The 21,049-nt window shown below is 54.4% G+C and carries 20 protein-coding genes and 4 pseudogenes; 20 read left to right on the top strand and 4 right to left on the bottom strand.

The window, feature by feature from the left end:
• Window positions 1-7 precede the first annotated feature (7 nt).
• From ppa to TKWG_RS23605, 5 genes and pseudogenes are all read left to right on the top strand, one after another.
• Window positions 8-541 carry an inorganic diphosphatase gene (gene ppa / locus TKWG_RS08845; protein WP_014750510.1) on the top strand — a complete coding sequence of 178 codons (534 nt, stop codon included), beginning with the start codon at window positions 8-10 and terminating at the stop codon, window positions 539-541.
• 264 nt (window positions 542-805) lie between these two features.
• Window positions 806-1,380 (top strand): annotated as a pseudogene (locus tag TKWG_RS08850) (fumarylacetoacetate hydrolase family protein).
• Between the two features lie 342 nt (window positions 1,381-1,722).
• On the top strand, window positions 1,723-1,974 hold the full coding sequence (locus TKWG_RS08855; protein ID WP_014750511.1) for a hypothetical protein: 252 nt from the start codon (window positions 1,723-1,725) through the stop codon (window positions 1,972-1,974).
• 13 nt (window positions 1,975-1,987) lie between these two features.
• Window positions 1,988-2,221, top strand: a complete 234-nt coding sequence (locus TKWG_RS23245; RefSeq protein WP_148274507.1) for a hypothetical protein — start codon at window positions 1,988-1,990, stop codon at window positions 2,219-2,221.
• A gap of 26 nt (window positions 2,222-2,247) precedes the next feature.
• Window positions 2,248-2,718, top strand: a complete 471-nt coding sequence (locus tag TKWG_RS23605; protein WP_171815147.1) for a DUF5339 family protein — start codon at window positions 2,248-2,250, stop codon at window positions 2,716-2,718.
• Window positions 2,719-2,943: 225 nt separating this feature from the next.
• Here TKWG_RS23605 and rho read toward each other — a convergent pair.
• Both rho and trxA read right to left on the bottom strand, forming a co-directional pair.
• Window positions 2,944-4,199 (bottom strand): annotated as a pseudogene (gene rho / locus TKWG_RS08870) (transcription termination factor Rho).
• 85 nt (window positions 4,200-4,284) lie between these two features.
• Window positions 4,285-4,611 carry a thioredoxin gene (trxA, locus tag TKWG_RS08875; protein WP_014750513.1) on the bottom strand — a complete coding sequence of 109 codons (327 nt, stop codon included), beginning with the start codon at window positions 4,609-4,611 and terminating at the stop codon, window positions 4,285-4,287.
• A 294-nt stretch (window positions 4,612-4,905) separates the two neighbouring features.
• On the opposite strand from trxA, the gene TKWG_RS08880 reads away from it, so the two are divergent.
• The 3 genes and pseudogenes from TKWG_RS08880 (at window position 4,906) to TKWG_RS08890 (ending at window position 10,283) form a co-directional block, all read left to right on the top strand.
• The gene (locus tag TKWG_RS08880) at window positions 4,906-6,912 is read left to right on the top strand and encodes a DNA topoisomerase IV subunit B (protein ID WP_050981575.1); all 2,007 of its coding nucleotides are present in this window, start codon (window positions 4,906-4,908) and stop codon (window positions 6,910-6,912) included.
• Window positions 6,912-9,238 (top strand): annotated as a pseudogene (gene parC / locus TKWG_RS08885) (DNA topoisomerase IV subunit A). Before TKWG_RS08880 ends, parC begins: the two are co-directional and overlap by 1 nt.
• 4 nt (window positions 9,239-9,242) lie before the next feature.
• Window positions 9,243-10,283: a CDP-6-deoxy-delta-3,4-glucoseen reductase gene (locus TKWG_RS08890; protein ID WP_014750515.1), complete on the top strand. Its 1,041-nt coding sequence runs from the start codon at window positions 9,243-9,245 to the stop codon at window positions 10,281-10,283.
• Window positions 10,284-10,370: 87 nt separating this feature from the next.
• Here TKWG_RS08890 and TKWG_RS25940 read toward each other — a convergent pair whose 3' ends face one another.
• Window positions 10,371-10,505: a hypothetical protein gene (locus TKWG_RS25940; protein ID WP_264300287.1), complete on the bottom strand. Its 135-nt coding sequence runs from the start codon at window positions 10,503-10,505 to the stop codon at window positions 10,371-10,373.
• A 112-nt stretch (window positions 10,506-10,617) separates the two neighbouring features.
• Here TKWG_RS25940 and alaS point away from each other — a divergent pair.
• From alaS to rpsP, 3 genes and pseudogenes are all read left to right on the top strand, one after another.
• Window positions 10,618-13,232 (top strand): annotated as a pseudogene (gene alaS, locus TKWG_RS08895) (alanine--tRNA ligase).
• A 98-nt stretch (window positions 13,233-13,330) separates the two neighbouring features.
• Entirely contained in the window at window positions 13,331-13,552 is a 222-nt protein-coding gene (locus TKWG_RS08900; protein WP_041709240.1) for a sulfurtransferase TusA family protein, read from the top strand.
• A 120-nt stretch (window positions 13,553-13,672) separates the two neighbouring features.
• Window positions 13,673-13,930, top strand: a complete 258-nt coding sequence (gene rpsP, locus TKWG_RS08905) for a 30S ribosomal protein S16 (RefSeq protein WP_014750517.1) — start codon at window positions 13,673-13,675, stop codon at window positions 13,928-13,930.
• A 172-nt stretch (window positions 13,931-14,102) separates the two neighbouring features.
• Here rpsP and TKWG_RS23610 read toward each other — a convergent pair whose 3' ends face one another.
• A complete protein-coding gene (locus TKWG_RS23610; protein ID WP_171815148.1) occupies window positions 14,103-14,378 on the bottom strand; it encodes a hypothetical protein in 276 nt (91 codons plus the stop codon).
• Here TKWG_RS23610 and rimM point away from each other — a divergent pair.
• The 9 genes from rimM to hscB all read left to right on the top strand — a co-directional run bounded on the left by rimM (window position 14,371) and on the right by hscB (window position 21,041).
• Window positions 14,371-14,961, top strand: a complete 591-nt coding sequence (gene rimM, locus TKWG_RS08910) for a ribosome maturation factor RimM (protein ID WP_014750518.1) — start codon at window positions 14,371-14,373, stop codon at window positions 14,959-14,961. The genes TKWG_RS23610 and rimM overlap by 8 nt on opposite strands.
• Window positions 14,961-15,728 (top strand): tRNA (guanosine(37)-N1)-methyltransferase TrmD, encoded by a 768-nt coding sequence (gene trmD, locus TKWG_RS08915; protein WP_014750519.1) that lies wholly within the window; start codon window positions 14,961-14,963, stop codon window positions 15,726-15,728. Before rimM ends, trmD begins: the two co-directional genes overlap by 1 nt.
• A gap of 210 nt (window positions 15,729-15,938) precedes the next feature.
• A complete protein-coding gene (locus TKWG_RS08920; protein WP_014750520.1) occupies window positions 15,939-16,943 on the top strand; it encodes an LLM class flavin-dependent oxidoreductase in 1,005 nt (334 codons plus the stop codon).
• Between the two features lie 301 nt (window positions 16,944-17,244).
• Window positions 17,245-17,736 (top strand): low molecular weight protein-tyrosine-phosphatase, encoded by a 492-nt coding sequence (locus tag TKWG_RS08925; RefSeq protein WP_014750521.1) that lies wholly within the window; start codon window positions 17,245-17,247, stop codon window positions 17,734-17,736.
• Window positions 17,737-18,047: 311 nt separating this feature from the next.
• A complete protein-coding gene (locus TKWG_RS08930; protein ID WP_014750522.1) occupies window positions 18,048-18,551 on the top strand; it encodes a Fe-S cluster assembly transcription factor in 504 nt (167 codons plus the stop codon).
• A 15-nt stretch (window positions 18,552-18,566) separates the two neighbouring features.
• On the top strand, window positions 18,567-19,778 hold the full coding sequence (locus tag TKWG_RS08935) for an IscS subfamily cysteine desulfurase (RefSeq protein ID WP_014750523.1): 1,212 nt from the start codon (window positions 18,567-18,569) through the stop codon (window positions 19,776-19,778).
• 20 nt (window positions 19,779-19,798) lie between these two features.
• Window positions 19,799-20,182 (top strand): Fe-S cluster assembly scaffold IscU, encoded by a 384-nt coding sequence (gene iscU, locus TKWG_RS08940; RefSeq protein ID WP_014750524.1) that lies wholly within the window; start codon window positions 19,799-19,801, stop codon window positions 20,180-20,182.
• Between the two features lie 5 nt (window positions 20,183-20,187).
• On the top strand, window positions 20,188-20,511 hold the full coding sequence (iscA, locus tag TKWG_RS08945; RefSeq protein WP_014750525.1) for an iron-sulfur cluster assembly protein IscA: 324 nt from the start codon (window positions 20,188-20,190) through the stop codon (window positions 20,509-20,511).
• Window positions 20,512-20,513: 2 nt separating this feature from the next.
• Window positions 20,514-21,041 carry a Fe-S protein assembly co-chaperone HscB gene (gene hscB, locus TKWG_RS08950; protein WP_041709245.1) on the top strand — a complete coding sequence of 176 codons (528 nt, stop codon included), beginning with the start codon at window positions 20,514-20,516 and terminating at the stop codon, window positions 21,039-21,041.
• Window positions 21,042-21,049 lie beyond the last annotated feature (8 nt).

Below are 21,049 nucleotides of genomic sequence, written 5' to 3' on the forward strand. Positions count from 1 at the left end.
GTTGACTATGAGCTTGAAAAATGTCCCGGCCGGTTCCAAGACGCCGGAAGAATTCAATGTTGTAATTGAAATTCCGATGAACGCCGATCCGGTTAAATATGAAGTGGATAAAGACACCGGTGCGGTGTTTGTAGATCGCTTCATGATGACGGCCATGCACTACCCGTGCAACTACGGCTATATTCCAGATACGCTGTCAGATGATGGCGATCCGGTCGATGTGCTGGTCCTGACGCCGTTTCCCGTTGCGGTCGGATCGGTCATCAAATGCCGTGCCCTGGGTGTGTTGCAAATGGATGACGAAGCCGGTGGCGACGCCAAATTGCTGGCCCGTCCGGTTGACAAGCTGTACCCCCCCTATAGCAACCTGAAGGCGCATACTGACTTGCCCGAGCAGGACCTGCAGCGCATTCAGCACTTTTTCGAGCATTACAAAGATCTTGAAAAAGGCAAGTGGGTCAAGGTCAAAGGCTGGGAAGGGATCGACGCGGCGCACACCGAGATTACCAGCAGTATCGAGCGATTCCAGAAAGGTAAGTAATCCGCTGGTTTCCATCCACTTTTAGAAAGGGCACGGCAGTACACGACCGGGCCCTTTTTTTGATGGTGCGCACAATGGCGTTCACGTAAGCCTGCCGCCACGTTTTATTGATCAACGATAACCAAGACCATTTAAGAGACTGCTATGACATATGTATTTCCCGCCCCCGAGATTGTTTCCCTTGCCGTTGTCGGTAGCGATGCGCGCTTTCCGGTGCGCCGTGTGTACTGCGTAGGACGCAATTACGCCGAACATGCAAAGGAAATGGGCTTTACCGGCCGTGAAGATCCTTTCTTTTTCTGCAAGCCGGCCGATGCGCTGCTACCTATCGCCGACGGTCAGACCGGGCAAATGCCGTATCCGTCCAAAACGGCCAACCTGCATTATGAAATGGAGTTGGTCGTCGCTATTGGCAAAGCGGGTAAGGATGTCTCGGTAGAGGAGGCGGCGCAGATGGTTTTCGGATATGCGCTAGGCCTGGACATGACGCGACGCGATTTGCAGGGCGAGGCCAAGAAGCAGGGCAGACCCTGGGAAGTGGGCAAGGCATTCGATCTGTCAGGCCCAATCGGCCTGTCCATCCGGCAGCAACGGTCAAGGGCATTGATTCGGCGGCAATCTCGCTGGACGTCAATGGCCAGACACGCCAGCGCAGCACGATCGCGTCGCTGATCTGGTCCATTCCGGAATCTATTGCCTATTTGTCGGGATTATTTGAGCTGCAGCCAGGCGATCTGATTTTCTCTGGCACGCCGGAAGGCGTTGGTGCTGTCGCGGTTGGTGATGAGTTGGTCGGCAAAGTGGACGGGCTGGGCCAGTTGAACGTACGCATTGTTTAATCGTCTTTGCATTCGTTCCTGTCGCAAAAAACACGCGGCAAGGGACGAATGACGTCTTTTTACGAATGTAGATGCGTCTCCCAAAGCCATTTTCAGTCGCATCTGCACACAATCAGATTGCCTGATGCCGGTTCAAAACGTTAAATATTAAGACACCGGCAAAGTAGTTTATTCAGGCTTTTGCAAGCCAAATCAAGCAGATAGCCAAATTGATCGCTGCCTGAAAAAATTGCAAATGTTACAAATACAAGCACTTTATAGTCGTTCTGTAATGACCTTTGGAGTGAAAGTGCGAATAATGGTTTGTACTGATTTCGCAATTCAAAATAAAGAGGTTAAGTCATGAAATTCAATACGACACGATCATTGGTTTTGACGGCGGTGTTCGCTGGCTTGGTAGGTCTGGCCGGCTGCGACAACGGTGGCGATGAGACTGAACCCAAAGCACCGGGTACAACGTCTGAAGCGCCGGCAGCACCGGCTCCTGCGGCTGAACCGGCGGCCCCTGCTGCTGATCCGGCAGCACCTGCCGAATCCGGCACGACACCTGCGCCTTCTGGCGAAGCGCCTGCTTCTGGCAGTCAGCCACAATAAGACGGGAGATATCATGAAACTTCATACAATACGCTCTGTAGCCCTGGCGGCAACGCTCGCAGGCTTGTTGGGATTGGCCGGATGTGACAAAGGAGCAGATTCGTCGGCACCGGAAACACCACCGGCTTCATCTGAAGCGCCGGCAACACCAGCACCCGCTGCTGAACCCGCAGCTCCCGCTGATTCCGGAACCACACCAGCACCGTCTGGTGAGGCGCCTGCATCTGGCGGCAGCCAGCCTCAATAACTGAAAGGGAACGCATGAATTTGAATATGACACGTTCCGCGATTCTGGCTGCTGTGGTGGCAGGGGTGTTCGGTCTGGCCGGTTGCGATAAGGGTGCCGATTCCACGGCGCCTGAAACGCCTGCGGCAACCTCTGAAGCGCCAGCCACTACCGCACCTGCGCCTGAACCGGCTGCACCGGCAGAATCATCAACCGCGCCTGCCAATTCTGGTGCGGCACCGGGTGCCGAGTCTTCATCCAGTACGAGTGATGCACCGGCGCCGGCAGCCGATTCGGCAGCCAGTGCTAACAGCAGCTTGCCGCAAACTTGCCAGGACTACTTCAAAAAAGCCGAGGACATGGTTGTGAAGGCAGGCGGGTCTGCTGATCAGATGAAGCAGATGATTGATGAACAGCGCTCGCAAATGGCTGCTATCAAGGATCAGGCTCAACTGGAGTCCAGCTGCAAACAGGCTCTGGATATGCTGAATCAGCAGCAGCAACAAATGCCACAATAAATTTTTGCGTGCATTCCTTAGGGTTTGCGGCGCTATAACGACGATGGAGTTTTTGCAAAGTCTCTCCATCATGATTACTCTCTCTGGGCGACTCGACAATCACATTGTTGGTCGCTTTTTTTTATCAGAAAACGACAGCGGCCACATGGCCCTTGATGCTTCCTTCAGTATATGAAAAAAATACCTTCGCAACGGAAGGTATTTTTTGTCTGGCATGCCAGTGGTTTATTTCTTCATCATATCGAAGAACTGGTCATTGTTCTTCGTGGATTTGATCTTGTCCAGAATGAATTCCATTGACTCGACTTCGTCCATATCGTGAATGAATTTGCGCAGTACCCAGACCCGCTGCAGCTTCTCGGGTTTCATCAGCAACTCTTCACGGCGAGTACCTGATTTGTTCAGATTGATAGCGGGGTAAATCCGTTTTTCCGCCAGGCGGCGTTCGAGATGGACCTCGCAGTTGCCCGTGCCCTTGAATTCTTCATAAATGACTTCATCCATGCGGCTGCCGGTTTCAATCAGCGCGGTACCGATAATCGTCAGTGACCCACCTTCTTCGATGTTGCGGGCCGCACCAAAGAAACGCTTGGGGCGTTGCAGCGCATTGGCGTCGACACCGCCGGTCAGGACCTTGCCTGAGGACGGCACGACAGTATTGTAGGCGCGTGCCAGGCGGGTAATGGAGTCCAGCACAATGACCACGTCTTTTTTCAGCTCGACCAGGCGTTTGGCCTTCTCGATAACCATTTCGGCAACCTGTACGTGACGGGTGGCCGGCTCATCGAAGGTAGAGGCGACCACTTCACCGCGTACGGTGCGGGTCATCTCTGTCACTTCCTCTGGGCGCTCGTCAACCAGCAGGACGATCAGCGTTGCATCGGGGTAATTCGTGGTAATGGAATGCGCGATGTGCTGCATCATGACCGTTTTACCCGATTTGGGGCTGGCGACGATCAGGCACGCTGGCCTTTGCCGATGGGTGAGAAAATATCCAGGATTCGGCCGGTGTTGTTTTCTTCGCTTTTGATATCGCGTTCAAGAATCAGGGGATCGTCCGGGTGCAGGGGCGTCAGATTCTCGAACATGATGCGGTGTTTCATCAGTTCCGGAGAGACACCATTGACGTTTTCCACTTTGACCAGGGCGAAATAGCGTTCGCCGTCTTTGGGTACGCGTACTTCACCTTCGATCGAATCACCTGTGTGAAGATTAAAGCGGCGGATTTGCGAAGGGGAAATGTAGATATCGTCGGTGCTGGCAAGGTAGGAAGTTTCGGGGGAACGAAGAAAGCCGAAGCCATCAGGCAGGACTTCCAGCACGCCATCGCCGAAAATTTGTTCTCCCATTTTGGCGCGACGCTTCATGATGGCAAACATCAATTCCTGCTTGCGGAAGCGGTTGGCGTTTTCGATTTCCAGGCCAGCAGCCATTTCGAGCAGCTGCGACACATGCAGTGCCTTTAATTCATTAAGGTGCATTATTTATTAGTAAGGATAGATAAGGATTGAAATAAGAGTCATGGCGGCGGGCTGACGAATGAGCCCGCGCGAAAAATATAACTTATTAAATGGATTCGTCAATGAACCCGGTCAGTTGGGTTTTGTTGACTGCACCGACTTTGGTTGCAACCGCTTCGCCATTTTTGAAAAGCATCAGTGTTGGAATGCCGCGAATACCGAACTTGGCAGCCACTTCCGGATGGTCCTGGACATCAACCTTGACGACCTGGATACGGCCCTCATAGTCGCGGGATGCCTCTTCCAGCAGGGGAGCAATCGCCTTGCACGGGCCACACCATGGGGCCCAGTAGTCTACCAGCACCGGCAGCTCCGACTTGAGCACTTCGGCTTCAAATGTTTTCTCGGTTGCGTGTTTGATCAGATCGCTCATAATGTTTCAGGTGACAATGGTCAAGAATAATCGGAAATGGAATATAACGTATTTGGGATGCCTCGATTTGAGGTCGATCAAAGCGGATAGGTTTGATGTGAGCTGCAACGGAATGGATTTTTCAGTTTGAATTCCGAAGCCGGCGTATGATGCCGGGCCAGTCAAGGACGGATACTCCTGAAAGGCAAACAGCAGCCAAATGCGTCTGTAGTTAAATGTAAGAATACCATTTATCGATAAAGATTGTTCAAAAGCGTGATTATTAGGCGACAAAAAACGCTTTGAGCACGTAAAATGTCTGTTTTTTTGAACAGTATTGAGAAACACGTGGCCGCCAAGCAAAGCTATGACGAAGCATCAATCCGGGTCCTCAAGGGCCTGGAGCCCGTGCGCGAACGCCCGGGCATGTACACCCGCACGGAAAATCCGCTGCATATCATTCAGGAAGTCATCGACAACGCTGCCGACGAATCCCTGGCGGGTTTTGGCAGACAAATTACCGTTACGGTCAACACCGACAGCAGCGTAACGGTTGAAGACGACGGGCGAGGTATTCCCGTTGGCCTGCATCCCGAGGAGAAAGCGCCGGTTGTGGAAATTGTCTTTACCCGGCTGCATGCTGGCGGCAAGTTCGACAAGAAAGCCGGCGGGGCATACGCATTCTCGGGCGGCCTGCATGGTGTGGGGGTGTCTGTAACCAATGCGCTGTCAACCCGGATGGAAGTAACTGTCTGGCGCGACAGTAGTGAATACCAGTTGGTATTTGCCAATGGTGGAATGGTCGAGGCGCCACTGACCCGGCTTGGCGACGCCGTGCCACGCAAGAAGACCGGCACACGGGTGCGCATCTGGCCCGACCCCAAATATTTTGACACTGCCCAGATTCCAATGAACGAGCTGCTGCGTTTGCTGCGAAGCAAGGCGGTGCTTATGCCCGGTGTTACGGTTGTCCTGAACAATGAAAAAACCGGCGAACAGAAAAAATGGCTTTATGAACGCGGGCTGACCGGTTATCTGACCGAATCGCTGGCGGGGGAAGAGTTGCTGGTGCCGGTGTTTGCCGATAGCCAGTATGCAGACAAGTCGCACGAATATTTTGCCGATGGCGAGGGCGCAGAATGGGCCGTGGCCTGGACTGCCGAAGGGCAAGTGGTGCGCGAATCCTACGTCAACCTGATTCCCACCTCGGCGGGCGGCACGCATGAAGCCGGCTTGCGCGAAGGGCTATACACGGCACTCAAGAGTTTCATCGAGATGCACAATCTGCTGCCCAAAGGCATCAAACTGCTTCCCGAAGACGTATTTTCCCGGGCAAGCTTCGTGCTCTCGGCCAAGGTGCTGGATCCGCAGTTCCAGGGGCAGATCAAAGAGCGGCTGAACAATCGCGATGCCGTCAGGCTGGTTGGTGGCTTTGCCAAAACCTCATTCGAATTGCGCCTGAACAGTAATGTGGAAGCCGGCAGAAAGCTGGCCGAGCTGGCGATCCGCCAGGCACAAGTGCGTACACGTTCTGCACAGAAGGTGGAAAAACGCAAGAGTTCCGGTGTGGCTGTGCTGCCCGGCAAGCTGACCGATTGCGAATCATCCGATAGCACCCGCACCGAAGTGTTCCTGGTTGAGGGCGACTCTGCGGGCGGTTCTGCCAAGATGGGGCGTAACAAGGAATTTCAGGCCGTCCTGCCGCTGCGCGGCAAGGTGCTCAATGCATGGGAAGTGGAAAAAGATCGCTTGTTTGCCAACAACGAGATTCACGATATCGCCGTTGCCATTGGCGTAGACCCGCACGGCGCCAATGACAATCCCGATCTTTCCGGGCTGCGCTATCGGCGTATTTGTATTCTTTCCGATGCCGACGTTGACGGCTCGCATATCCAGGTGCTGCTGCTCACGCTGTTTTACCGTCATTTCCCCAGGTTGGTGGAAAACGGCTTTGTGTTCATTGCCAAGCCGCCGTTGTTCAGGGTAGATGTTCCGGCTCAGGGCAAGCGCCCGGCGCGCAAGCTGTATTGCCTGGACGAATCTGAGCTGGAGGCTGTCCAGGACAAGCTGGTGCAAAAGGATGGCGTCAAGCCTGCCAGCCTGAGTATCAGCCGCTTCAAAGGCCTGGGCGAAATGAGCGCCGAACAGCTGTGGGAAACCACAATGAATCCGGACACGCGGCGCCTGCTTCCTGTGGGGTATGGCGAGCTGACGTCCGAAGAGACGAAAAAAATGTTCAATATGCTGATGGGTAAAGGCGAATCTGCGCAGCGACGCAGTTGGCTCGAAGACAAAGGTAATTTAGCGGAAGTGGATGTGTAATGAGTGATCAAGACCAGACGGACCTGTTTGAAGCAGCGCCTCCCGAAGACGAAACCATCACCCTGGGTTTGTATGCCGAGCAGGCGTATCTGGACTATGCGGTATCTGTCGTGCGTGGACGAGCCTTGCCTGACGTAGGCGACGGACAAAAACCCGTACAGCGACGCATTTTGTATTCCATGAGCGAAATGGGCCTGCGTGCCGGTGCCAAGCCGGTCAAGTCGGCCAGGGTTGTCGGCGATGTGCTGGGTAAGTTTCATCCGCACGGGGACCAGGCGGCGTACGATGCATTGGTGCGGATGGCACAGGATTTCAGCTTGCGCTATCCCTTGATCGACGGCCAGGGTAATTTCGGTTCGCGCGACGGCGATGGCGCTGCAGCCATGCGATATACTGAGGCGCGACTGACGCCTATTGCCGATGTACTGCTGGGTGAAATTGACGAGGGCACGGTCGATTTCGTTCCCAACTACGATGGCAGTCAGCAGGAGCCGCAAATGCTGCCTGCGCGCCTGCCTGTCATGCTGCTCAATGGCGCCTCCGGTATTGCTGTTGGCATGGCAACTGAAATTCCTTCGCATAATTTGCAGGAAGTGGCGGCAGCAGCCCTGGGTCTGCTGCGCCATCCGAGTATGAGCGATGAAGAGTTGTATACGCTGATTCCGGGGCCGGATTTTCCCGGCGGCGCCCAGATCATTACCCCGGCCAGCGATATTGCAGCCATTTATTCGTCAGGTCGTGGCTCGCTCAAGGCGCGGGCGCGCTGGGAGTTTGAAGAAATGGCGCGTGGCCAGTGGCAACTGGTTATCACGGAGCTGCCGCCCAATACCTCGGGCCAGAAAGTGCTGGAGGAAATTGAAGAGATCACCAATCCCAAGGTGCGAACAGGCAAGAAAGCCTTAACGCCGGATCAGCAGGCAAACAAATCTGCCATGCTGGGTATGCTTGATGCCGTACGTGATGAGTCCGGACGGGAAGCGGCGGTGCGCCTGGTGTTCGAGCCCAAGTCCTCGCGCATTGATCGCAACGAATTTGTCAATCTGCTGCTGGCCCAGACCAGCATGGAAGGCACGGTATCGGTCAATCTGGTCTGCATTGGTATTGACGGCCGTCCGCGACAACGCAATTTGCGTACCGTGCTCGAAGAATGGCTGCAGTTCCGTACACTCACTGTCACACGTCGTACGCGACATCGTCTGGACAAGGTCATTGATCGTATCCATGTGCTGGAAGGCCGTATGCTGGTCTATCTGAACGTGGACGAAGTGATCCAGACCATACGTGAGTCCGACGAGCCGCGCGCGGCGCTGATGGAGCGCTTCTCGCTGACGGAAAGACAGGCCGAAGATATTCTCGAAATGCGGCTGCGCCAGTTGGCAAAACTCGAAGGGTTCAAGATTGAACAGGAACTCAATGACAAGCGTGATGAAGAGAAGAAATTGCAGGAGCTGCTGGACAACCCGTCTGCGCTCAAGCGCATGATCGGCAAGGAAATTGAAGCCGACGCGAAAAAGTATGGCGACCCGCGCCGCACAATCATCCAGGAGGCTGAAAGGGCAGTGCTGGAAACCCGTATCGTTCAGGAGCCCGTGACCGTCATCGTATCGGAAAAAGGCTGGTTGCGTTCGCGTCAGGGGCATGGTCATGACCACACGCAGTTCGGTTTCAAAACCGGCGATCGCATGTATGCCGCCTACGAGTGCCAGAGCACCGATACCCTGATCGCGCTGGGCAGCAACGGCCGAGTCTATTCCGTAGCCGTGTCCACCCTTCCGTCGGCGCGGGGTGATGGTCAGCCCATCACCACCATGGTTGATCTGGAGCGCGGCACCCAGGTAACCCAGTTTATCGCTGCGCCGCGGACAGTCGCTGGTTACTCATGCAGAGCAACGGACTGGGCTTTACAGCAAAACTGTCGGATATGATCAGCCGTCAGAAAGCCGGCAAGCAGTTTGTCACGGTCGAGGCAGAGCAGCATTTGCTGCGCCCCATACCGGTGTTCGATAATAGTACCCATCTGGCGATGTATACCGCCAAAGGGAAAATCCTGATCGTAGACCTGGCTGAAGTGAAATCGCTTGCCGGCGGCGGTCGGGGAACCCAATTGATGACGCTGGATGCCAGCGACAGTCTGGCCCAGATCATTCCCGTAGGTGAGGGCGGCATTATCGTGTCGGGTATTTATCGCAATAAACAGACCGAGGATACGCTTTCGTTGCAGGCGCTGGCCGAATACATTGGCAAACGCGCCCGCAAGGGACGCCTGTTCGTGGTGCGCATGAAAAACATTACACTGTTGCCGGTCATGGCAGCAAACAAGGAGTAGAGTCGTGGGATATAAAGTGACGGTGCATCCCAGCAACCATCAATTTGAGACTACAGAAGGGCAGACCATTCTGGATGCTGCGCTGAGCGCGGGCTATGTGCTGCCTTATAGTTGCCGCAGCGGATCGTGCTCTACCTGCAAGGGTAAAGTGATTAGCGGTACCTTTGATGCAGGCCCGGCGCCTGCACAGATTCTGTCGGCAGAAGATATCAGCGCCGGCTATACGCTATTTTGTCAGGCGCACGCGACCAGCGATATGGATATCGAGGTGCGTGAAGTACGCATGGCCAGCGACATTCAAATCCGCAAGATGCCTGCCCGGGTCATGGCGCTGGACAAAAAAACCGATGATGTGATGGTCATGAGTTTGCAGCTGCCGGCTACTGAGCCGTTTCGCTATTATGCCGGGCAATATATCGAGTTCATTTTGAAAGATGGCAAACGCCGCAGTTTTTCCATGGCGACTGCGCCCAATGGTACCGAGCCGGTAGAGCTGCATATCCGTCATCTGCCCGGTGGCGTGTTTACAGATCATGTTTTTGGCGCCGGCGCTACGCAAATGAAGGTGCGTGAAATCTTGCGCGTAGAAGGCCCGCTGGGTTCGTTCTTCTTGCGTGACGAAAGCGATAAACCGATTATCTTCCTGGCCAGTGGTACTGGGTTTGCACCCATCAAGGCTATGATGGAACACATTATTGCCAAGGGCATTACCCGCCCGGTCACGCTTTACTGGGGTGGGCGCCGGCCGCAGGATCTGTATATGGACGATCTGGCCCAGCAGTGGGCACGCGATCTGCCTTTTTTCACGTATGTTCCGGTCATCTCCGATGCTACGCCAGAAGACGCCTGGACGGGCCGTATCGGTTTCGTGCACAAGGCCGTGATTCAGGACTATCCTGATCTGTCTGGACATCAGGTGTATGCCTGCGGTGCGCCCATCGTGGTCAACAGTGCCCGCAACGAATACACTGGCCTTTGCGGATTGCCCGAGGACGAGTTTTTCGCCGATTCGTTTACGTCGGAAGCGGACGCCATCCATAACTAACTCACCGCGCAGGGGCTGCTTTGAAGCCGGTGTGTCACAGCGACGCACCGGTTTTTATTCATCTGGCCCGGATCTGCGATTGCCTTGTCAGTAATTGGGCATCAAGGGTTCGGTAAGTTGCTGTTGCGCCTCGAGCGCAAAGGGTACAGCGTTACCAGCAAGACAGGCAGTCAGGGCATTGCGCAGCATGCCTGCGTGATGCATAGTCAGTGTGCTGCGCACGATCGAGGTCAGGAAGCGACACATTACTTTGACATTTGCCGTGCCGATACGCGCAATTGTCCAAAGTCATCTTATAATAACGGGTTACCAAATTTTTCTTCCATTTCTTACAATGAAAGTCGCTGACATCCGCCAGAAATTCCTGCATTTTTTTGAATCGAAGGGCCACACCATTGTGCCGTCTTCTTCATTGGTGCCGGGAAACGACCCCACCTTGCTGTTCACCAACTCCGGTATGGTGCAGTTCAAGGATGTATTTACTGGCAAGGAGGCGCGGCCATATTCGCGTGCCACCACCTCGCAGCGTTGCCTGCGCGCCGGCGGCAAGCACAATGACCTGGAAAATGTCGGTTATACCGCCAGGCATCATACGTTTTTTGAAATGCTGGGCAACTTCAGCTTCGGCGATTATTTCAAGCAGGATGCCATCCGCTACGCCTGGGAGTTGCTGACCATTGTCTACGGTCTGCCGGCCGAGAAGTTGTGGGTGACGGTCTATCAGGAAGACGACGAAGCCTATGATATCTGGCTCAAGGAAATCGGCGTTCCGGCAGAACGCATTATCCGCATCGGCGACAACAAGGGTGCACGCTATGCGTCCGATAATTTCTGGCAAATGGCAGATACCGGCCCTTGCGGTCCGTGTTCGGAAATCTTCTATGATCACGGGCCTGACGTCTGGGGTGGCCCGCCGGGATCGCCCGAAGAGGACGGCGACCGCTACATTGAGGTATGGAACCTGGTATTCATGCAGTTCGAGCGCGACCAGCAAGGCAATATGACGCCGCTGCCACGCCCTGTGTTGATACCGGCATGGGTCTGGAGCGTATCGCTGCAGTGTTGCAGCACGTGCACTCCAATTACGAAATCGATCTTTTCCAAAGCCTGATCAAGGCTGCTGCCCGCGAGACCGGCACGAGCGATCTGTCCAACAATTCGCTTAAGGTCATTGCAGATCATATTCGTGCCTGTAGCTTTATGATCGTAGACGGCGTCATTCCGGGTAATGTCGGTCGCGGCTATGTGCTGCGCCGTATTATTCGCCGCGCCTTGCGCCACGGCCACCAGTTGGGCAAAACCACACCGTTTTTCCATCAGTTGGTGACAGATCTGGTCCAGCAGATGGGCGAAGCCTATCCTGAATTGTCCAAATCGGCCGAACGCGTGGCTTCCGTGATCCGTCAGGAAGAAGTGCGCTTCCAGGAAACCCTGGTTAACGGGATGCGTATCCTGAACGATGAGCTGGCTGCGCTGGGCAAGGATGGTGTGCTGGATGGGCAGACGGCCTTTCGCCTGTACGATACATTCGGTTTCCCATTCGATCTGACCGCCGACGTTTGCCGTGAGCGCGGTTTTAGCGTTGATCAGGCGGGTTACGATGAGGCCATGGCACGCCAGAAGGCCCAGGCCAAGGCCAGCGGCAAGTTCAAGATGGCAGCGAACCTGCAGTACGAGGGCGCGCAAACCCGCTTTGAAGGCTATGAGCATTTGCAAACCACCGCAACCATCCAGGCGATCTATGTAGACGGCACATTGGTCGATGCGGTGCAGGAAGGCCAGGATGCCATTGTTGTGCTGGACAATACGCCGTTTTATGCCGAGTCCGGCGGGCAAGTTGGCGACAGCGGAGTTCTGACCGGCTTTGGTTCGGCTTTTGATGTTGTCGATACACAAAAAATCCAGGCCAATGTATTTGGCCATCATGGTACGGTCAGCCTGGGCAGTCTTAAAGTTGGCGACCAGGTTCAGGCTCAGGTGGATGCCGACAGGCGTGCTGCCACAGTGCGCAATCATTCGGCCACGCACCTGTTGCATAAGGCGCTCAAGCAGGTTCTTGGCGGGCATGTACAGCAGCGAGGCTCGCTGGTTGATGCCGATAAAACGCGTTTTGACTTCTCTCACGGCGCGCCGGTTACCGCTGCGCAGATCCGGGATGTGGAAGCAATAGTCAATAACGAGGTGTTGGCCAATAATGACGTGGCTGCACGCGTGATGTCCTTTGATGACGCGGTGGCCGATGGGGCCATGGCGTTGTTCGGTGAAAAATATGGCGACAGCGTACGGGTCCTGGATATTGGTTTTTCACGCGAACTTTGCGGCGGCACGCATGTGGCGCGCACCGGCGATATTGGCCTGTTCAAAATCGTGTCCGAGAGTGGGGTGGGCGAGGGCGTGCGACGTGTGGAAGCGATCACCGGTCACAATGCCTTTGGCTGGGTGCAAAACCTGAATGCATCGGTTCAGCAGGCCGCTGCCATCCTAAAAAGTAATCCTGCTGATCTGGTGGAAAGAACCCGCTTGCAGCAGGAACAGTTGCGTGCAGCGGAAAAAGAAATGGACCGCCTTAAAGCCAAGCTGGCGGCGGCTTCCAGTGCCGATCTGTCGTCACAGGCTGTCCAGGTCAAGGGAGCGCAATTACTGGCTCTGGTCATCCCGAATGCCGATCCCAAATCGCTGCGTGGTCTCATTGACAATCTGAAGAACACACTCAAAAGCGCCATTGTGCTGCTGGCCACCGAAAGCGACGGTAAAGTCAGCGTGGCTGCCGGCGTCACTCAGGATCTGACCGACAAAGTGAAGGCGGGGGACCTGGTGTCCCATGTGTCTGCGCAAATCGGCGGCAAAGGTGGTGGCCGCCCCGATATGGCCATGGGCGGCGGTACCGATGCGGCGGCCTTGCCGGGCGCCGTGGGCGGCGTTCGTGAATGGGTGGAATCGCGGCTGTAAATCGCCGCAGAGGATCCGGCCGGATCCCGGGCCCGGCAACCATTTGCGGGGCGCGCGCTGGCTAATCTAGAGGAAATAGCTATGTCGGAAGAAGTTGCATTTGTTCAGGTGTTGATGCGTCGGGCTTGACCTGCCCGCTGCCGATCTTGCGTGCAAAAAAGGCGCTGGCGACCATACAAAGCGGCGAAGTATTGAAAATCATTACCACAGACCGCAACGCGATTCGTGATTTCCAGGCATTTTCCAAGCAGACGCATAATCCGCTTTTATCCCAGGAAGAAACGCAGACGGGTGCCGTCCATTACCTTCAAAGACGCTAAGTCTGTTGTTTTAATTCGGTTTTTCAGATCAATTCGTGGAATCTTCTTGGCAGGAGGCAGCAATTAGTGCTATCATCTTCTGTTTTAAGAATTCCTGAACTCATTCACAAAGGTCTACCTATGGTGGTTATTCGTCTTGCCCGCGGTGGCTCAAAAAAACGTCCATTCTATAATCTGGTTGCTGCCGATTCGCGCAACCGTCGTGATGGTCGTTTCATTGAGCGCGTCGGCTTTTACAATCCTGTGGCCAAAGAAGGCACAGAAGCCCTGCGCATCGCATCTGACCGCGTTACATACTGGGTTGATAACGGCGCTCAGCTGTCTCCTGCTGTTGCTCGTCTGGTTAAAGAATACTCGGCAAAAGTAGCCAACGCTTAAATTCAAAGCGTTCAAAGCAGCTTTATTCAAAAGCAGATTTTGCTTAAGGTTTGCTTCTGAATCAAGCGTCGGCGTGGCTTGCGCCTGTATCTAACGGGTAAAAGTACTGGCTCTGGCCCTGGCTTCATGCCGGGGCTTTGCCATTTGCGCTGTAGCTATTGGGCAAACCGGTTTAGAGTAAAATAAACCGATGCGACAGATCGTCTGATGAACCGTCCGACAGATCGCCCGGCAGGCTGTTCAATGAGCCGTTCAATGGGTTGTCCATAGGATCGTCTATTAGAGCGTCTATTAGATCATCCAGTGGGATGTCCAATAAACCGCCTGATGGTCGCGTTTGTGGCTGAAGCCAGCCTGCGAGCGCCTCTGGTCTGGCGTCCTTTTTTGTGGCGTCCCTTTTTGTTTTATCATCATTTGAATTTTCAATGCCTGGAGCTGGAATGAGCACGCTACCCGAGGATCTGGTCGAGCTTGGCCGAATTGTGTCTGCCTATGGTGTCAAGGGAATGGTAAAAATCCAGCCCTATTCGGACGAGCGCAGCGCGTTGCTGGATATCGACCAGTGGTGGCTGGCACGTGTATCGCCGCGTAATGGCGCTCTGTTGTCTGCGCACACCCCTGTTCGCGCGCAGCGAGTGCGGGAGCAGGGCTCCGATCTGGTGGCGGCCCTGGAGGGTGTTGCTGATCGCGATCAGGCCGAAGCCATGAAAGGCACATCGATTTTTGCGTCCAGAAGCCTGTTTCCTTCGGCGCCAGACGACGAATATTACTGGGTCGATCTGATCGGTAGCCGGGTTTATCTTGAGGATGATGGCCAGCTTGCGGGTATTGTCCTGGAAGTGATGGATAATGGCGCGCACGGGGTGCTGCGGGTTGCTCGGCATCAGGCCGACGCACAGGGCGAGCCGACGCCGCTACTCGACGCCAAGGGGCGGGTCCAGGAATGGCTGGTGCCTTTTGTCAATGAGCACGTGCCGCAAGTGGATGTGGCCGCTCGCCGCATCGTCACGCGCTTTCCCCTGGATTTCTGATGCGGTTTGACGTGATTACCCTGTTTCCTGAATTGTTCACAGCGGTGAGCGATTCGGGTGTTACCGGCAGGGCGCATCGGCAGGGAATCTGGTCGGTCAATACCTGGAACCCCAGGAGCTACACTACAGACGTGCATCATACAGTTGATGACCGCCCTTATGGCGGCGGACCGGGCATGGTTATGCTCAGCCAGCCGCTTGAGCATGCATTGCTGGCGGCACGCTCGCATCAGCAAGCTCAGGGCTTGCCGCCCTTGCCGGTGATTCTGATGAGCCCCGTAGGGCGGCGTTTTGACCAGGCGGCTGCCCACTCGCTTGCTGCCACGCCGGGTGCGATTCTGCTTTGCGGTCGCTACGAAGGCATTGATCAGCGCTTTATCGATCAGTATGTAGACGACGAGCTGTCTTTGGGTGATTTTGTGCTCTCGGGCGGAGAGATAGCCGCCATGGCAATCATGGATGCCGTTGTTCGGTTGCTGCCCGAAGTGCTGCATACGGCTGATTCGGCGATCCAGGATTCATTCCAGCCATCATTGTCCGGCCTGCTGGATAGCCCTCATTACACGCGTCCGGAGCTGTTTAATGGCGTGCCGGTACCGTCGGTGCTGTCTTCTGGTCATCATAAGAATATCGCACGCTGGAGGCGAGAGGCTTCGCTTGCGCTCACGGCCCGTCGTCGTCCGGATCTGATCGAGGCTGCCCGGCAAAAGGGTTGGCTGACAAACGAAGATGAAGCATTTTTGCGAACACTGTCAACCGGCGTGTAGTGGACAGTCATGCTAAGGGCAGGGTTTTTGTCGCTTTGGGTCATTGCCTGTATTACTATTGCTTAGTCAACTATTTTTCTGTGCGGATCGCTGCGCTCAGCCCATGCGCTGTTCGTTTGCATCACTTGCCGGCCGCGGCACGCTGATCATCTGCGCATATACCTTCAGGCCCGTCAAAGGCGCCTGCTGTCTGATTTTTGCGAGGCCGTTGTGATTCCATTTTCAGTACTAGATCTTTCTCCCGTCAATGAAGGCGAAACCACCCGCGAAGCGCTGCATCATTCCCTGAAACTGGCGCAAACCGCCGAAAAACTGGGTTATCGTCGCTTCTGGATGGCTGAACACCACAATATGCCGGGGATTGCCAGCGCAGCAACCTCGGTTGCGCTTGGCTTTATTGCCGGCGGCACGCAATCGATCCGGGTGGGCTCGGGAGGTGTGATGCTGCCCAACCACTCGCCGCTGGTGATTGCCGAGCAGTTTGGCACACTGGCTTCGCTGTATCCCGATCGTATCGATCTGGGGCTTGGGCGTGCACCGGGTACGGATATGACAACGGCCCGGGCATTGCGACGCGACATCCATGCTGCCGCAGAGCGGTTTCCTGAAGATGTTCAGGAATTGCAGGCTTATTTTGAGGATGCGCGGCCTGGACAGGCTGTGCGGGCGGTGCCGGGTACCGGCTTGCGTGTTCCCTTGTGGCTGTTGGGCTCCAGTTTATACAGCGCCCAGCTGGCGGCGCATCTGGGCCTGCCGTTTGCGTTTGCATCGCATTTTGCGCCGACTGATTTGATGCCCGCGTTGTCAGTCTACCGGACCATGTTCCAGCCGTCTGCCTATCTGGAAAAGCCATATGCGGTTGCCTGTATCAATGTCATTGCCGCCGAGACGGATGAAGAGGCTCGGTTTCACTACACCTCTATGCAATTGGCTTCGGTTCAGTTGTTCCGGGGCAAGCCAGGCAAAATGCCGCCGCCGGTGGATAATATTGATACTTTGGTCACGCCCATGGAAAAAGCCGGGGTTGAGCAGAAACTGGCGTATTCCATGGTTGGCTCGCCTGCTACGGTACAGCACGGCATAGAGCGCTTCATCGAGGCGACTGGCGTCAATGAACTGATGATTACGTCGCGCATTTATGACGTGCAGGCCAGGCTTACGTCCCTGGCGCTGACGGCACCCATATTCAACCCGAACGTTACCGCAAACGCCTGATTCACACACTTAAGGTATTGCTGCGAACCGGCAGTGCACGTCATTTGTGTGCATTGCAACAACATTTTTCGCCCTTGCACTTTTTTGGTGCGTAGATTGCATGAAAGTTGTGCTGTGCACTAAATATTTGGCTTTTGGCTATTTTCACTTGAATTTAAAGCGTGTATGATTTAAGTATCGTCTTGCGGTTTGAATCACGGGTCTTAGCATCTTGATTTTTAAGAAAAAATCGCTATATAACTCGTATTGAAACGTAAATAACTCTTGCCTTTCTTAGGGTTTTCCATCACACTATATGGCTATGGTCACTAAAGTTCTTTTTGTATGCATGGGCAATATTTGTCGCTCTCCCGCTGCGGAGGGGGTCTTTCGTCGCCTTGTCGAAGAGGCAGGCTTACAGGACTCCATTACGACAGATTCGGCCGGAACTCAGGACTACCATATTGGTGATCCTCCGGATGGTCGTGCCCAACTGGTGTCAAGAAAGCGCGGCTACGATATTTCCCAATGCCGCGCCCGGCAGGTCACTCCCAATGATTTCAAGGAGTTTGATCTGATTCTTGCAATGGATTGGGATAATCTGTCGTATCTGCAGCAAATTTGTCCGAAGCCACAGCAGCACAAGCTGATGCTGCTTATGCGATTTGCTAACGACTACGAAGAAGCAACGGTGCCGGACCCTTATTATGGCGGTCTGGACAGCTTCACGCGTATGCTTGATTACCTGGAAGACGCCTGTCAGGGCGTGTTCGAGATCATCAGCAAGCGCGTTAAACAATATCAGGCAGCTTAACGCTGCGCGCTCAGGGCTGGCTTGCGTACGCGGGCCAGTCGTGTTGAGTGTCGGACCGATAGGGTACTCAGCCAGCGGTCCAGGGATAAGCAGGCAATCTGACATTCCCAATTTGATGCCCGGTGTGCTCTTCGACAGAAAACAGTTTCATTCTGTCTGGGTTCCTTTCTATAGGCTTTCCGCCGGCATTTTCCCTCCTTGAAAGGGCATTTCGCAACACCTTTTTATTGCATTGCATTAATCCCTAGTAATTTACTAGGGATTTTGCTATACTTGAGTAAATTACTCGGTTTATTGGCAAAGGATTCGCTATGCGTCTTACTACAAAAGGTCGTTTCGCTGTTACCGCCATGATTGATCTCGCCCTGCGCCAGAATGGCGGGCCTATTACCCTTGCGGCAATCAGCCAGCGGCAGAATATTTCCCTGTCCTATCTGGAGCAGCTGTTCGGCAAGCTGCGTCGTCACGAACTGGTCGACAGTGTGCGTGGGCCCGGCGGTGGTTACACCCTGGCCAAGTTTGCCCGTGAAATCACCATAGCAGACATTATTTTCGCGGTTGATGAGCCTATTGACGCCACCAGCTGCGGCAGCAAGACGGACTGTTCAACCGGCAAAAACGGGTCGCTTAGCGGCAAATGCATGACGCACGACCTGTGGACCCGGTTAAATCGTACTGTTGTGGACTATCTGGATTCCGTTTCCCTGCAGGATCTGGTCGATCAGCAGCGCATGCGCCAGCTTGAACACCAGACCGATTCCCCGGTTGTACAAATGAAAAAGACACCTGATGCCCTGGCATCTGTTATCGCTTAATCAGTGGAGTATAGAATGCTTAAATTACCCGTTTATCTGGACTATTCAGCGACCACCCCGGTAGATCCTGAGGTAGTTGAGAAAATGGTGCCATGGCTTTATGAAGAGTTTGGCAACCCCGCCTCGCGCAGTCACTCTTTTGGCTGGACAGCAGAAGAGGCCGTGGAAAACGCCAGGAAGCAGGTAGCTGATCTGGTCAACGCCGATCCACGTGAAATCGTGTGGACTTCCGGTGCAACCGAATCAAATAACCTGGCGATCAAGGGCGCTGCCAATTTCTACAAGGAACGTGGCAAGCATCTGATTACGGTGAAAACAGAGCACAAGGCTGTGCTCGATACCATGCGGGAACTGGAACGCCAGGGGTTTGAAGTGACCTATTTGAACGTCCAGGAAAACGGTCTGATCGATATGGACGTTCTGAAGGCGGCCATTCGCCCTGACACCATACTGATTTCAGTCATGTTCGTGAATAACGAAATCGGCGTCATCCAGGATATTCCTGCCATTGGCGAGCTGTGTCGTGAAAAAGGTATCATTTTCCACGTGGATGCAGCCCAGGCCACCGGTAAGGTAGATATTGATCTGGCCACGCTGAAAGTGGACCTGATGTCCTTCTCGGCACACAAAACAAACGGCCCCAAAGGTATTGGCGCCTTGTACATTCGTCGTAAACCGCGCATTCGTATTGAAGCGCAAATTCATGGTGGCGGCCATGAACGAGGATTCCGTTCCGGCACGCTGGCAACCCACCAGATCGTGGGCATGGGTGAAGCGTTCCGCCTGGCCAAGGAAAAAGGCCATACTGAAAACGAACGTATCCGCGCGCTGCGCGATCGCTTGTGGAACGGGTTGTGCACGATCGAAGAAGTGTATCTGAACGGCGATATGGAAAAACGCGTACCGCATAACCTGAACGTCAGCTTCAATTATGTGGAAGGTGAGTCGCTCATCATGGCGATCAAGGAACTGGCCGTATCCAGTGGCTCTGCCTGTACTTCTGCCAGCCTTGAACCGTCTTATGTGCTGCGCGCACTGGGCCGCAATGACGAACTGGCGCACAGTTCCATCCGGTTTACCATTGGCCGCTTCACAACCGAAGAAGAAATCGATTACGCTGTCGAACTCATCAAGTCCCGGGTCGACAAACTGCGCGATATGTCTCCCTTGTGGGAAATGGCCAAGGAAGGCATCGATCTGAACAGTGTTCAGTGGGCAGCGCATTAACAGTTTCAGGAGAAATTATCATGGCATACAGCAACAAAGTTCTTGATCACTATGAAAATCCTCGTAACGTAGGCTCGTTCGAAAAAGGCGACGAGTCTATCGGTACCGGTATGGTTGGCGCGCCAGCCTGTGGCGATGTAATGAAACTGCAGATCAAAGTCAACAAGGAAGGTGTGATTGAAGACGCACGTTTCAAAACGTATGGCTGCGGCTCGGCCATTGCCTCCAGCTCGCTGGTGACCGAATGGGTCAAAGGCAAGACGCTGGATCAGGCGCTGGATATTCGCAATAAGCAAATTGCCGAAGAACTGGCACTGCCGCCGGTGAAAATTCACTGCTCAATTCTGGCTGAAGACGCCATCAAGGCGGCGGTTCAGGATTACAAAGACAAACATACAGGTTAAGCACAATGGCAATTACCTTATCTCCGAAAGCGGCGCAGCACATTGAACGCTACCTCCAAAAGCGTGGTAAGGGGATTGGTCTGCGCCTGGGTGTACGCACTACCGGTTGTTCAGGTATGGCATACAAACTTGAATATGTTGACGAACCGGATACGGCTGACGAAGTATTTGAAAGCCACGGCGTGAAGGTTTTCGTAGATGCGAAAAGCCTGCCTTATATCGACGGCACCGAGCTTGATTATGCCCGTGAGGGATTGAATGAAGGCTTTAAATTCACCAATCCCAATGAAAAAGCAGCCTGCGGTTGCGGCGAATCATTTACGGTGTAAACGTGACAGAGCAGGCAGCATCGCATTTCTCGTTATTCGGTTTACCTGAGCAGTTCGCCGTGTCATTGTCTGACCTGGAACAGGCATGGAAAACCGTGTCTGCCCGGGTACATCCGGACCGTTACTCTACAGCATCTGCTGCCGAGAAGCGGGTCGCCATGCAATGGTCATCGCGTATCAATGAAGCCTATCAGGTCCTAAAAAATCCGCTGGCGCGGGCGCGCTATTTGTGTGAGCGGGCAGGGGCCGATATTGGCGCCGAAAACAATACGGCCATGGCTCCCCAATTTCTGATGGCACAAATGGAGTGGCACGAAGCGCTGGACGAGTTACGCGACCAGCCAGATGCCGAGCGCGTGCGCGAATTTTTGCACACGCTGGAGCAGGCCGAAACCGACTTGTACGCACAGCTGCACACGCTGCTAGATGTCCGGAAAGACATCCCGGCGGCAACCGCAAAAGTGCGCGAAGGCATGTTCATTTCGAAAATCCATCAGGACGCCAAAGCGTTGTTGCGTCAACCTAAATAGAATTTTCA

The sequence above is a fragment of the Advenella kashmirensis WT001 genome, from assembly GCF_000219915.2.
Classification (GTDB): Bacteria; Pseudomonadota; Gammaproteobacteria; order Burkholderiales; family Burkholderiaceae_B; genus Advenella; species Advenella kashmirensis.